Below are 12,641 nucleotides of genomic sequence, written 5' to 3'. Positions count from 1 at the left end.
GAGAGCTCTCCAGGACCCAGATCACGGTCACCAGCGGCCCGACAATTCAGAGCTTCAGCCGCAATACGGGCGATGGCATCAACTACCTTATCCTACGGCCTGCGGGCTCGGGCGGAGGCGTCACGACACTCAGTCACTCCTTCCCGATGGGCACTCTCAACCTGGCCAGCTTCCCCCTGCGCCCACTGGAGCCCACGGTGGAGGCGGCTCTGGGGCGCTCCGCCACGGAGTTTTTACTCGCGGGCTGGGATCCCATCACCCGCATCTACGCAGCTGTCGCGCCAAACACTCCGAGCACGGGGCTACTAGAACCGGGCAAAGGCTACTTTCTTAAGTTTCTGCAGAGCCCCGGTGGCCCGGTTAACACCAGTGTCTCACTGACGGGGGTTCTGCCCTCAACGGATGTTGACTACACCGTGCACCTGGCCTACGGCTGGAACCTGATCGGCACACCGTTCGCGCAGGATCTCGATCTTACCAAGACAATGGTCAAGTATTTGGAAAATGATGCGGTCTCTTTTACCGCCGCCACGGGCACGGATGCAAACGACGCTCCGTTTGGCTCGCTAGTCGCGAACATGGCCTGGGCACTGAACCCGGAGACGGGCGGTTACACCTCTACCAATGCCCTCTCCAGCGACTGGCGCGGCTACTGGCTGCGTGTCTATGCGCCGCAGGGAGTCACGCTTCTCCTACCGGGGCCGGACACCCCCACGCGTGCGGTCAAGACCAGAAGCCTCGCTCCGCTGACGGAGCGTAAGCCGGACTGGGCAGTGCGACTACGTGCCAGCCAGGCGCAGCGCCACTCCGAGATCGTGCTGGGTGCCGCTCCCGGAGCCACCCGAAGCTTCGATCCCCGCTGGGACACGGAGGCCCCCCCCGAGGTCGTCCCAGGGGTCACGCTGGCTCTTGTCAATGCGCTCTCCACAGCAACGGCAGGGGGACGCATCGCCGCCGACTTCCGGAGTGGGCAAGAAGCAACACGCGGCACGTGGGCACTGACCCTGACCGCCGCGCAGTCTGGCCCCGTTACTCTCACTTGGGAGGGACTTGCCTCGCTGCCACGGACAACCCGCCTGACCCTGCACGATGAGAGCACTGGGATGCGCCTCCCGCTGGCGAGCCGCTCGGGCTGGAGTGTTTTTGTGCAAGCCGGACAGACCCGCAAGCTTCAGCTTGTCGCGGAGGCGGAGCGCAGCCAGCCCCTGAGCATCACCAATGTTGCTACGCGTAATCCGGGCCGTGCCAGTGGCGGTGGCATCCGCCTCGAGTACAACCTGACCGCCGATGCCGATGTTCGGGCGGAGATCACAACACTCACCGGGCGTAGTGTGCGCCGCCTAACCCCAGGCCGGGGCCGCGCCACGGAGCGCCAGAGCGTCCTCTGGAACGGACTCACCGAGAGTGGGCAGCCTCTCCCTGCAGGTAGCTACCTCATCACCCTCACTGCCCACACCGACGACGGCCAGAGCACACGCCTTATGCGCCCGGTTCAACTGGTTCGATAACTATGACACGACGAAATTTTCTGGCGCTTAGCGCCCTGGCATCTCTGGCTGCAGGCTGCGGCGGCGGCGGCGGATCTGACTCGAAGGCTGCTCTGGTTAAAGGGATTGTCTACGACTCGCTCCAAGCCGACTTACCGATCGAGGGGGCGACTGTCACCATTGGCGGTGTTTCCGCCGTGACCACGGATCGGGCACAGGCTAGTGCCACCAAGCAAGTTGGCTCCTTTATTATCAACGGCGCTCCCATCGGGGCCACCACCGTGACGGTCACCGTGACGGGAAAACCGCCACAGACAATCGCCTTCCAGCCCTCCATCGCCTCGGGGACAAACCCAGATCTCGCGCTCTATCTCAATATTGGTCAGGTACGCGGACGGGTTCTGGACGAGGCGGGCCTGCCCGTCAAGAGCGCCTTTGTGGTGGTCAACACTAATCAGGGGAGCATCAGCGGATTCAGCAACACCGACGGCAGCTTCCTAATTGATCTTGTTCCTGAGGGGAATTCCGAAATCTCCGCGGGTGCGGGGAGCAAGATCGCCACCAAAAATTTAACCGTCGGCTTCGGAATCAATGAGGCGGGGGATCTGCTCCTCCAACCCGACCCGAACCCGAACCCACCGGCACCACTCAAAACCATCTCAGGGAAACTCACATCGGCCCTAGACAGTAGCCCCATCGCCGGTGCGCCCGTCTTCTTACTACGCGAGGGCATCCAGCTTGAGACTGTTAACACCGATGCCGCAGGCGACTACTTCTTTATCGTCCCCGCAGGAACCTACACCCTTCAGGCTCTCCCCAGCGGCTATATCTCCGATACCAAGCCCGCCACTCTGGAAAACCCGAACAACCCGCTGACGGTCAACTTCAGCCTCACGCCGCGCTAAGCCATAGATCTAGCGCGGTGAAGAGCAGGAGCCCGCTGGAGACGGCAATATTGACATTGAAAAACGCAATGTTCAGGCGCTTCAGATCAGTCGGGGAGATTAAGACATGCTCGGCGGTGATCAGTGCGGCGGCGAGAGCCACTCCGGTAAAGTACCAACCATGAAGCCCTGCCAGCTTGCCAAGAGCAACCAGCAAGACGATCATAAACACATGGCTCACCCGCCCGATTGCCAGTGCCTTCTGCGCCCCAAAGCGCACCGGGAGCGAGTGTAGCCCGGCGTTCTTATCGAACTCGGCATCTTGAAGCGCGTAGATCGTGTCGAAGCCCACCAGCCAGCAGATCACGGCGGCTCCGAGTGCGAGGGGAACCATTGTTAGATCACCGCGCACTGCCACCCACGCACCCACGGGGGCAATCGCCAGCGCCAGCCCCAGAAAGGCATGGCACCAGTGGGTAAAACGCTTAGTGTAGGAGTAGAGAAAGACCACTCCCAGCGCCACCGGCGAGAGCAGGAGCGCCAGAGGATTAAGCTGCCACGCCGCGAGAATCAGCAAGAGGGAAGTCAGCGCCGTAAAGCCTCTCACAAAGCCCACCGAGATGAGCCCCGCGGGAATTGCGCGGCTCGCCGTGCGCGGGTTTTTAGCGTCGTAGTCCCGATCCACCAGCCGATTGAACGCCATCGCCGCCGAGCGCGCCCCGACCATCGCCACCAGAATCCAGAAGAGTATCCGCCCGTCAGGGATGCCACGCGCTGCCAGAAGCGCCCCCATTGCGGCAAAAGGTAGTGCGAAAAGTGTGTGCTCAATCTTGATCATCTCCAAGACAATGCGCAGCTTTCTCATAGCCCTATTTTATCACCGACCAAAAAAGTCGGGAACTAATACGAAATAATTGTCGTATATTAGTCGCGATGCCCATTGCGATTGTGAGTTTCCAGACGCCACCAATACTTCCCCTGGAGAGCTTTCTTTCCCAGGTCGAGCTGCGTTTTCCTAAGCTCATTGGCGCTGAAGCGGAGCGCCTCGCCGTCACCGCCAAGCGCCAGAGCAAGCAAGGCGCGTTCGATCCTCAGGTAACACTAGGCACCGAGTCGCTACGCTACAACAGCGCCTCGACACGCGGTAAAGCATCGGCAGGTGTGAGCAACGAGCTCGGAATCGAAGTGGCCACTCCGCAAGGCCTGAAGCTGGCGACGGGGCGTAACTGGAATGCGGGTGGAGTGAAGTCACCCGACTCGGCAACGGGCAGCGACGGCAGCTACTTTCTCTATGCCAAGCTTCCTCTGGCGCGGGGAGGGGGGATCAATGAGAAGCTTGTTGGGCTGGCGCAGGCGCGCCTCGCCGAGCCCGCCGCAACCCTTAACTTAGCGGGTCTGCGGCAAAATACACTCCTAGAGGCCTCGCTCGCCTACTTCGAGTGGTCTGGGACCATGCAGAAGCTGCAGATCGCGCAGAAGCTTCTTGACGTCGGGATTTTCCGCGCGATGGGGCTCCAGAAGGAGCTCGCCAAAGGCTTACAGGCTGCCATCACACTCACAGAGGCGGAAGCCGAGGTTGAAAGGCGGCGGGCGAGTTTTATCAAGGCACAGCGCGATCTGGATAAAGCCACCCTCAAGCTCAGCAAGTTCACCTGGGATGGTACCGATCTCTTTAAGTTCTCCCCTGCCCCGCTTCGTCAGCCGGAGCTTCTGGCCGAGAGTGCGCTCACAGAGGCGCTCCAGCGTGCACACGACCTACGCCCCGAGCTTCAGCTTATCGCCCTACAAACCGAGAGCACCCGCCTTGAGGGCAAGCTCGCGCAGAACGATCTGAGACCCGCTGTGGATCTTGTCTTCTCACCCGGCGCAGATATTGGTAACAAAAGTGTCGGTGGAACCTATAAATTCGGGATCACAGCCTCAATCCCACTCTATCAGAACGATGCAAGAGGCCGCCGAGAAGAGGCACTCCAGAAAGAGCAAAAGTTCACACGCGAGGCGGAGCTGCAACAGCGTACCATCGAGCTGGAAGTGCGCGATGCCAACAACGCGATCCAGCGCAGCCAAGAACGCTTCGTCGCCGCTCAAGAGCGCTACGCGAAGACCAAGAAAGTGGAAGAGGGCGAGCTGAAGCTCTTTCAAGCGGGGCTAGGCACACTTTTTTTGGTCAATCAGCGTGAGCAGGCAACCGCTGAGGCAGGAAGCCTACTCATAGATATCCAAGTAGAATACGAGCAGGCACGAGCCGCGTTTCGTGCTGCGAATATGAGCTTTTAAAGCAAAGAAATAGAAGGAAAGAAATAGAATGTACTGTCCCGTCTGTAGCAACCCGATGCGTGCCGTAGAGCGCCAGGGAGTTCCCATTGATTTTTGTTCCCAGTGTAAGGGGCTTTGGTTAGATGAGGGCGAGCTTGATGAGCTGATCCGACGTGAGGCCATAGAAGCACTGCACCAGGGTCAGAGCGTCCTTGTTGGGCGGCGAAATGCGCGTGCCTACGACCGTTTGGATCTCGATGCGCTGCCTCCCGCACTCCCCCTCAATGAGGTCCGACGATAGCTGCTTCACACCCTCACCACCCGACACCGATGGCACGATTGCTGAGATTGCTCAGCGAGGATAAGAGTGATCTGGGGGTACTGGCGGTCTATACCGTTGTCACGGGTCTGCTTGGGCTTGCCATGCCCCTCGCGGTGCAGTCGCTGGTGAACTCAGTGGCGGCCAGCACGGTGCAGCCCCTTGTGGTACTCTCACTTTTGGTCTTGCTGGGGCTACTCGCTGCCGGGTGGCTCTCGCTCTTGCAGCTCTCCCTGGTGGAGACCCTTCAGCAGCGGCTCTTTACACGCTCGGCGCTCAAAATTGCACGCAATTTGATACACAGCACGTCGCGCACCCTCTACGGCACCTATGCCCCGGAGCTGGCAAACCGTTTTTTCGATGTGCTGACGGTGCAAAAATCCCTGGCCAAACTGCTCCTTGATGGCCTAGCGGCGGCACTACAGGCCGTGGTCGGGCTGATCGTGCTGGCTTTCTACGACAAGAGCGGCCTGCTTCTGGGCTTCGATGTTCTCGTGCTACTCACGATTGGGTTTGTGATCTTCCCCCTGGGCATCAATGGTCTGCGTACCAGCCTGGCGGAGTCGGCGGAGAAGTACCATCTCGCAGGCTGGCTGGAGGAGCTGGCACGCTGCCGCCTGAGCTTCAAGCTGCACGGAACCCCGGAGTTTCTCCTGTCGCACGCCGAGAACCGGGTGGGAGCGTGGCTGCGGGAGCGACGGCGGCACTTTGCGGTGACGTTTCGACAGGAAGCGGGCAACCAGCTCTTCACGGCACTGGCAAGCGCGGGCGTGCTGGCGATCGGGGGCTACTTGGTCGTGCAACGTGAGCTCACACTCGGGCAGCTCATTGCCTCACAGCTTATTGTCGCCAATGTTCTCAAAGGCACCGATAAGCTACTACGCCAAGCCGAGACTCTCTATGATCTGCTCACGGGTCTCGACAAAACAGGCTATCTCACGGATCTTGAGACCGAGCGTGAGGGCGGCCACGACATTCCTACGTCTCCCAGTGGTGGCGCGAAAGTGCTGGTGCACGATGTGCATTTTACCTACCCTAGTGGTCGTGAGGTGCTCTCAGGCCTGAGCCTGAGCTTAGCGCCTGGTGAGCGTATTAGCCTCGTGGGCGCAAGCGGCGCGGGTAAGTCTACACTGGCATCGCTTCTGGGGGGCCTTGAGGAAGCAAGCTTTGGCCTGATCGAGATCAATGGGGTGGAGCTACGCGGTGCCTCGCTCAGCCGCCTGCGGGACTTAGTCAATATCATGTCCTACGAGGACGCAATCTTCGAGGGCACGATTGAGGACAACATTCGAATGGGCCGTCAGTCTATCTCGTCGGAGCAAGTGCGCTGGGCAATCGAGCTGGCGCAGTGCGTGGACGAGCTCGCCGCGCTTCCTGAAGGGCTTCAGACACGACTCGTGCCGGGCGGGGGTAACCTCTCGCGCGGCCAGGCGCAGCGCCTTCTTATCGCCCGTGCGATTGTGGACAAGCCGGAGCTTCTGATCTTCGATGAAGCCTTTACGGGCCTCGATGAAAACACGACGCTTGCAATTCTAGACGGGCTTTTCGCGCCTGAGAACCCGTGGACGATCATTGACATCTCCCACGAAGGCCCGGTCGTGACACGGGCTAGCAAGATCTATGTGCTTGCGAGTGGAAAGATCGTAGAGAGCGGCAGCCCACAGGAGCTGGCAGCCACTCCGGGGAGCGAGTTTGTCCGCCTTTTCCCGCTCCTGAGCCGCATGCTGCGAGGAACCCTCTGATGGCACGCGCCTCTTTGCAAAACGAGCTGGACCAGCGCACGCAGCGCCTGGTTCCCACCCGACCGGGCAAGCGCCGGATCGTGATCACCCTCTTAAGTATCGTCGTGATTCTCAGCACCATTTTGAAGTTTACTCCGTTTCAACAAACCGTGATTGGCAATGGAAAAGTCGGGGTGTTCTCCGTGATGGATCGCCCACAGACTATAGATGCGCAGATCGGGGGGCGGCTGGTGCTCTGGAGCGTCCAAGAGGGCCAGACAGTAAAAAAAGGCCAGTTACTAGCGGAGATTGAGGACACGGAGTCGCGGTTTCTCTCGCAGCGACGTGACAAGCTTATTGCTGCACAGCTCGCCGCGCAGCGTCAACGTAAGGCCGAGAGCGCACGGCGCATCACCGAGATCGAGGCACAGCTTATCGCGCTCGAAGGCTCACGCGGCGCACAGATTCCTGCGGCGTCGGAGCGCCAGGGTCAAGCAAAAAATCGCCTCGCCGTCGCTGGGCAGAATGTCGTGATCGCACAAAAAGCACTGGAGGCCACTAAGCTCGTCGCGCAGAAGCAGGCTGAGCAGCGTATCACGCAAGCCATGCAACGTATCGCACAGGCAAAAGATCGTCAGAAGCAAGCCGAACAAACCGTCGAGGCCGATAAAGTGGGGCTAGAAGTCAACCGTGTCCAGCGTGAGCGCCTCGCGGAGCTTCTGAAAGACGGCCTACGCTCACAACGAGAGTTCGAGCTGGCAGATCAGGCGTTTATTGCAGCCGAAGTCAAGCTCAAGCAGTCAAAACTTGCCGTGGAGATCGCGCAAAAAGAGATTGTGAACACCGAGGCGGATCTGAAGTTCGCCAAGGCTACCGGGATTCAAGCCGATATTGACGTGCAGCGTGCCAGTGCGCAAGTCGTCTCCGTTCGCGAGGCACTCGCCTCGGCGCAGCGCGATGTGACGGTCTTTGGCTTTGAGCAGACCCGCGTGGATGCAGATACGTCGGCCACACTAAGCCGTGAGCGGGCAAACTTGCAGCAGGTTAAAGAGAGCCTGGCCGCCATCTCGGATAGCATCGCAAAGGCCGAGCTGGAGCGCGACAACATGCAGGCACGGGTCGCGCAGCAGAAAATCTACGCACCGTCCTCGGGTAGAGTGTCGCGGATCGGCAAGACTATCGGCCCCGGCCAGACCATCAAGAAAGATGATGTGCTCCTGGAGATCGTCCCGGAGACGCAAGACCAAGCCGTGGAGCTTGTCTTGAGCGGCTTTGATGCACCACTCGTCACGGTAGGGCGCAAAGTCCGGCTCCAGTTCAACGGCTTCCCTGCGGTGCAAGTTCAGGGCTTATCACGCGCCGCCGTCGGCACATTCGCAGGCATTGTGACGACCATGGATCCCGTGGATGAGGGCACGGGGCGCGTCCGTGTCTGGATTCAGCCCGATACGGTGCGCATCGCTTTGGGGAAAGAGTCGGCCTGGCCCACGTCCCTTCGCCTACGCCCCGGCACCGATACGATCGGCTGGGTGCAGCTCGACACGGTTCCGCTGTGGTACGAGCTCTGGCGGCAGTTCAATGCCTTCCCCGCCAACTACACCGATGCCACAAAGCCCGCCAAGCCCTTCAAAGACGGCGACATCAAGCTACCGAAGCGGTAGCGGGCTCTTGCTCTGGACCAGATAGACCATCGCCCCCATCACTTGCCCCGAGTTGATTCCCTGGTGGCATGAGGCACACTCCGTTTTACTCGCTTTAATCGGCCGCACAAAGACCCGCCAGCCCGCATTTTCAAGCTCCAGTGGGGTGCCTCGCTTGACCGCACGAAGCTGCTCCACAATTTTCCCACTCAGAGTGGCACTCTCATTGTTCTCAACTTCCCCCAGCTCCAGGCGAGGTTCGGAGGAGTCCAGGTGCCTTCCGGTCTTACGATCCAGGCGGTAGCCCAAATGGAGAAACCCAAGGCGGTAGCGACACTTAAGCTCAGTCACCTTTTCTAGGAGCGCTTTCTCCTCGGGGTTCTCGGCCTTAAGCTCGGGGGGAACCTTGTTTTTGTGCCCACGAATCTCCCTTGTTTTTATGGGAGAAAGTGGCTTGGGTTTAGGAGCTGGCATCCCGGTGCGGCTATTGTTTCCAAACACCCCCAGCCCAATCGTCACCGAACCGATAACACGAAATCGGGGCTGGATTACCTGATCTAGGCACTCCGCCGCCTGGCGTTCTCGCCCTGCGGGAGGATCCTCCTGCGCACCCGCAAATGCAGCCAGTAGCAATACAGTCAGTGGCACCACAAATTTTGTCCCTCGCATAAAAAAACTCCTCTGGTTTGAGACTCTTCACTTTGCTAGCAGCTTCAAATTCCCGTACAACAAAGGCCACCATGCATATTCACTGGGAAGCGACAGAGTTCTACGACGAGGCGATTTCGATTGGCTTGCGAGCGGCGCTGGCGCATGCGCCGCGCGAGCACCGGCTACGGTTGGCGGGCATCTATGTCTACGACACGGACCCGAAGGGCGAGCGGCTGGGGGTCTATATCCGGGATCATCTGGGGATTCGCATCGAGCTGTATGTTCAGCCCCATCTGGATCTCATCGCCCGCTCGCCGCACTACGCCAGCGCCTCAGAGGCCACGGTTCTGCGCGGCGTGGTTCTTCAGCTCGCCCACACGCTCTTTCACGAAGTGGGGCACCACGTGACGCTCACGCTGAATCCGCGCAAGAAGCCGTCCAAGAAACGCGCCGCCGTCACCAAGACTTTAGAAACCTGGGCGGAGCAGTACGCCACCAAGCGGCTAGAGAAATTCGTGCAGTCCCTCCAAACCGCCTCGGCTACGCCCCCAAGCCCGCCACCTCACGACTACGAATTTCCGTAAGAACCTGAGCGAGATCATATCCCGGCTCCACGTACACTGCCGTGGCGCTGTCGGGTGGGACGAGCTGCGTGAGAAGTAGCTGCGTGTGCGCCTCCCAGTGAGCGTGTTTTTCGGGCTTGGAGGATGCCAGCCGCTGCCGCTCACGCACAACCTCGACGGGAGTGTCCAGAAAGATGACCAGTGTCGCCGCCCCGACTTGCCCTGCCAGCAATACCAGCGCCTCACGAACATCGGGTTTCACTAAAAGATCATCAAAGATCACGTTCTTCCCCGACTCCAGAGCGTCCCGAACCGCCTCGCGAGCGAGTGCCTGGATCGCACGCCAGCTCTCGATCTTGCTGGCGTTGGGGAGCTGTTCCTCGACCACGGCGATAAACCGATCCGCCTCGCGGATAACCGCCCGAAGCGGCTCGGACAAGCCCTTCGCAAGGGTGGACTTCCCTGCAAAGGAGAGTCCACACAGAAGATACAGAACAGGTGGTCGGGGTTTCATAGCAGAACAATTGTAGGGCAAACAAGGCAGAAAGACTACCCGAACGGTGAGGCGGCGAAGCCCTCTGGAAATACGATACAATCCTTTCTATGTGGCAACGATTCACCGAACGCGCTCGCCGCGTCGTTTTTTTCGCGCAAGAAGAAGCGGGACGCCTCGGAGAGAACTATGTTTCGACGGAGCACTTACTGCTCGGTCTCGTCAAAGAGAATGACAGTGTCGCCGCTCGCATTCTGGATCGGATCGGGGTCTCGCTAGGACGGATTCGCTCGGAGATTGAGCGCCAAGTCGCCCGTGGCGATGGGCGTATGGGCCCCGAGATGCAGCTCACTCCACGTGCAAAGCGTGTGATTGATCTGGCCTACGACGAAGCACGGCAGCTTGGCAACAACTATATCGGCACGGAGCATCTACTTTTAGGCCTGATCCGTGAAGGCGAGGGCCTCGCGGGGCGTGTGCTGGGCAAGATGGGCGTTGACTTAGAGCGCACCCGCCGCGAGGTTCGCTTGCTGCAAGACCAGGAGCCGGGGCAGCCCGTGGCCGCGGGACGAGGCAACCCGAGTAAAGACCAGCGCTCCCGCACCCCCACCCTGGATGAGTTTGGCCGCGATCTGACCGAGTACGCCCGCAATGATAAGCTCGATCCCGTGGTAGGCCGCGCCGAAGAGATCGAGCGCGTGATTCAGATTCTCTCGCGCCGTACCAAGAACAACCCTGTTTTAGTGGGAATGCCCGGTGTCGGAAAGACCGCAATTGCGGAGGGGCTGGCAACACGTATCGTCACGCAAGACATCCCCGAGATGCTCAAGGACAAGCGTCTGATCTCGCTGGATCTAGCGGGGCTCGTGGCCGGAACCAAGTACCGGGGCGAGTTCGAGGAACGGATGAAGCGGGTCATGGACGAAGTGCGCAAGGCCAATGGGGAGATCATTCTCTTCATTGATGAGCTCCACACCGTGGTCGGAGCCGGAGCCGCCGAGGGCGCAATAGACGCCAGCAATATCATGAAGCCCGCGCTCTCCCGTGGCGAGTTGCAGTGTATCGGCGCAACAACCATTGATGAGTACCGCAAGTACATCGAGAAAGACGCCGCCCTTGCGCGCCGCTTCCAGATGGTGAAAGTGGATGAGCCCAGCGTGGAAGAAGCCGTTGAGATCCTCAAGGGCCTGCGCCACCGCTACGAGGAGCACCACAAGGTCGAGATCAAGGACGCCGCATTGGATGCCGCCTGCCGCCTCGCGGACCGCTACATCACGGACCGGCACCTGCCCGATAAGGCGATTGACCTCATTGACGAAGCCTCCTCCAAAGTCCGTCTGAAAGCTGCCACCGCGCCGCAGCCTCTGCGTGAGGCCAAGGCCGAGCTGATTCAGGTGGAAAAAGAGATGGGTCGCCTCCCCGACGAAGGCGATTTCGACCGAGTGAGCTTCCTAGAGGATCAGCAAAACTACCTCACCGAGCGCATCACCGATATGCAGTCGCGCTGGGATACCGAGCGTGCGGGCCTGGAGCTCGTGGTTGACGAAGACGATATCGCGCAGGTGGTCTTTGCCTGGACTGGGATTCCCGTCAACCGCCTGGTGGAGACCGAGACCCAAAAACTGCTTCAGATGGAAGACGAGCTCAGCCTGCGCGTCATTAGCCAGAAAGAAGCCATTATCGCCGTCAGCAAGGCAATTCGCCGTGCTCGCTCCGGCCTGAAAGATCCCAAGCGCCCCATCGGCTCGTTTCTCTTCCTGGGCCCGACCGGTGTGGGCAAGACCGAGCTGGCGCGCGCCCTCGCAGCATTTCTCTTCCGAAAAGAGGAGAATCTTATTCGTATTGATATGTCCGAGTACATGGAGCGCTTCGCCGTCTCGCGGCTCGTGGGAGCACCTCCGGGCTACGTCGGCTACGACGAGGGTGGGCAGCTCACCGAGGCCGTCCGGCGCAACCCCTACGCCGTGGTGCTGCTCGATGAAGTCGAAAAAGCACACCCCGAGGTCTTCAATCTGCTGCTGCAAGTGATGGAAGATGGCCGCCTGACTGACTCCCAGGGCCGCGTGGTGGACTTCAAGAACACCGTGCTCATCATGACCTCAAATATCGGGGCGCACCTCATCAACCGGGAGCCACAGATCGGGCTCCGGGGTTCCAAGCCTCGCGACGAGACCGAGCGGGACTACTTGTCCATGAAGAATAAGGTCACGGAGGAGCTCAAGCGTGCCTTCCGCCCCGAGTTCCTCAACCGCATTGATGAGACAATTGTCTTCCACTCGCTCACGGCCGCGAACATCCGCCAGATCGTGGACCTGATGCTCAACAATGTCCGCAAGCAAGTGTCGCAGCACGACCTAGCGCTGGAGGTCTCCGGCCCGGTGATGGACAAGCTCGCCGCCGATGGCTTCGATCCCACCTACGGAGCCCGCCCGCTCCGCCGCTCCGTCCAGCGCCTGATCGAGGATCCCTTGGCCGAGGAAGTGCTCCTGGGCCGCTTCGGTGCAGGTGACATTATTCTGGCCGAGCTCGATGGCGAGGGCGACGATGCCGTGGTGATCTTCCGCAAGAAAGAGATCGAGGACACCCTCCGCGAGATTGGCGAGGAGTCCACCCCCGCCGCGATCGCA

11 protein-coding genes are annotated in these 12,641 nt (G+C 60.1%); 8 read left to right on the top strand and 3 right to left on the bottom strand.

All coding sequences use genetic code 11. From position 1 onward, the window contains the following. Both ACH2EH_RS13595 and ACH2EH_RS13590 read left to right on the top strand, forming a co-directional pair. On the top strand, nucleotides 1-1,508 hold a 1,508-nt coding region (locus tag ACH2EH_RS13595; protein WP_395142529.1), incomplete at its 5' end, for a FlgD immunoglobulin-like domain containing protein. 2 nt (nucleotides 1,509-1,510) lie between these two features. Beyond that, nucleotides 1,511-2,392: a carboxypeptidase-like regulatory domain-containing protein gene (locus tag ACH2EH_RS13590; protein WP_395142527.1), complete on the top strand. Its 882-nt coding sequence runs from the start codon at nucleotides 1,511-1,513 to the stop codon at nucleotides 2,390-2,392. Here the strand turns inward: ACH2EH_RS13590 and ACH2EH_RS13585 are convergent. Then, nucleotides 2,379-3,236 (bottom strand): UbiA-like polyprenyltransferase, encoded by an 858-nt coding sequence (locus tag ACH2EH_RS13585; RefSeq protein ID WP_395142525.1) that lies wholly within the window; start codon nucleotides 3,234-3,236, stop codon nucleotides 2,379-2,381. The genes ACH2EH_RS13590 and ACH2EH_RS13585 overlap by 14 nt on opposite strands. A 68-nt stretch (nucleotides 3,237-3,304) precedes the next feature. Here ACH2EH_RS13585 and ACH2EH_RS13580 point away from each other — a divergent pair, with 68 nt between their 5' ends. Genes ACH2EH_RS13580 through ACH2EH_RS13565 form a run of 4 tightly spaced genes read left to right on the top strand, consistent with a single transcriptional unit; the run spans nucleotide 3,305 to nucleotide 8,328 of the window. Then, complete coding sequence (locus tag ACH2EH_RS13580; RefSeq protein ID WP_395142523.1) at nucleotides 3,305-4,648, top strand: TolC family protein; 1,344 nt, start codon at nucleotides 3,305-3,307, stop codon at nucleotides 4,646-4,648. 28 nt (nucleotides 4,649-4,676) lie between these two features. Then, on the top strand, nucleotides 4,677-4,928 hold the full coding sequence (locus ACH2EH_RS13575; protein ID WP_395142521.1) for a zf-TFIIB domain-containing protein: 252 nt from the start codon (nucleotides 4,677-4,679) through the stop codon (nucleotides 4,926-4,928). Between the two features lie 29 nt (nucleotides 4,929-4,957). Next, a complete protein-coding gene (locus ACH2EH_RS13570) occupies nucleotides 4,958-6,688 on the top strand; it encodes a peptidase domain-containing ABC transporter (protein WP_395142519.1) in 1,731 nt (576 codons plus the stop codon). Further along, on the top strand, nucleotides 6,688-8,328 hold the full coding sequence (locus ACH2EH_RS13565) for a biotin/lipoyl-binding protein (RefSeq protein ID WP_395142517.1): 1,641 nt from the start codon (nucleotides 6,688-6,690) through the stop codon (nucleotides 8,326-8,328). The genes ACH2EH_RS13570 and ACH2EH_RS13565 overlap by 1 nt, the downstream gene beginning before the upstream one ends. Here ACH2EH_RS13565 and ACH2EH_RS13560 read toward each other — a convergent pair. Next, on the bottom strand, nucleotides 8,314-8,976 hold the full coding sequence (locus tag ACH2EH_RS13560) for a hypothetical protein (protein ID WP_395142515.1): 663 nt from the start codon (nucleotides 8,974-8,976) through the stop codon (nucleotides 8,314-8,316). The two genes, ACH2EH_RS13565 and ACH2EH_RS13560, sit on opposite strands and share 15 nt — an antisense overlap. A gap of 71 nt (nucleotides 8,977-9,047) precedes the next feature. Here ACH2EH_RS13560 and ACH2EH_RS13555 point away from each other — a divergent pair, with 71 nt between their 5' ends. Then, nucleotides 9,048-9,542 carry a hypothetical protein gene (locus ACH2EH_RS13555; RefSeq protein ID WP_395142513.1) on the top strand — a complete coding sequence of 165 codons (495 nt, stop codon included), beginning with the start codon at nucleotides 9,048-9,050 and terminating at the stop codon, nucleotides 9,540-9,542. On the opposite strand, the gene ACH2EH_RS13550 is transcribed toward ACH2EH_RS13555, so the two are convergent. Then, nucleotides 9,499-10,035, bottom strand: a complete 537-nt coding sequence (locus tag ACH2EH_RS13550) for an AAA family ATPase (protein ID WP_395142511.1) — start codon at nucleotides 10,033-10,035, stop codon at nucleotides 9,499-9,501. The two genes, ACH2EH_RS13555 and ACH2EH_RS13550, sit on opposite strands and share 44 nt — an antisense overlap. Nucleotides 10,036-10,124: 89 nt before the next feature. Between ACH2EH_RS13550 and ACH2EH_RS13545 the strand changes: the two genes are divergently transcribed. Continuing rightward, nucleotides 10,125-12,641: ATP-dependent Clp protease ATP-binding subunit (locus ACH2EH_RS13545; RefSeq protein WP_395142509.1), on the top strand; the 2,517-nt coding region annotated here is incomplete at its 3' end.

Origin of the sequence: Armatimonas sp. (assembly GCF_043760365.1) — a bacterium.
GTDB lineage: Bacteria > Armatimonadota > Armatimonadia > Armatimonadales > Armatimonadaceae > Armatimonas.
The sequence above is the reverse complement of the archived record's forward strand: the minus strand, read 5'-3'. Positions and strand labels throughout refer to the sequence as shown.

Excerpts from the sequence above, each read along its gene's own strand:
- ACH2EH_RS13585 (WP_395142525.1), bottom strand. The coding sequence starts at position 3,236 with ATGAGAAAGCTGCGCATTGTCTTGGAGATGATCAAGATTGAGCACACA.
- ACH2EH_RS13570 (WP_395142519.1), top strand. The coding sequence starts at position 4,958 with ATGGCACGATTGCTGAGATTGCTCAGCGAGGATAAGAGTGATCTGGGG.
- ACH2EH_RS13580 (WP_395142523.1), top strand. The coding sequence starts at position 3,305 with ATGCCCATTGCGATTGTGAGTTTCCAGACGCCACCAATACTTCCCCTG.
- ACH2EH_RS13575 (WP_395142521.1), top strand. The coding sequence starts at position 4,677 with ATGTACTGTCCCGTCTGTAGCAACCCGATGCGTGCCGTAGAGCGCCAG.
- ACH2EH_RS13550 (WP_395142511.1), bottom strand. The coding sequence starts at position 10,035 with ATGAAACCCCGACCACCTGTTCTGTATCTTCTGTGTGGACTCTCCTTT.
- ACH2EH_RS13565 (WP_395142517.1), top strand. The coding sequence starts at position 6,688 with ATGGCACGCGCCTCTTTGCAAAACGAGCTGGACCAGCGCACGCAGCGC.
- ACH2EH_RS13560 (WP_395142515.1), bottom strand. The coding sequence starts at position 8,976 with ATGCGAGGGACAAAATTTGTGGTGCCACTGACTGTATTGCTACTGGCT.
- ACH2EH_RS13555 (WP_395142513.1), top strand. The coding sequence starts at position 9,048 with ATGCATATTCACTGGGAAGCGACAGAGTTCTACGACGAGGCGATTTCG.
- ACH2EH_RS13590 (WP_395142527.1), top strand. The coding sequence starts at position 1,511 with ATGACACGACGAAATTTTCTGGCGCTTAGCGCCCTGGCATCTCTGGCT.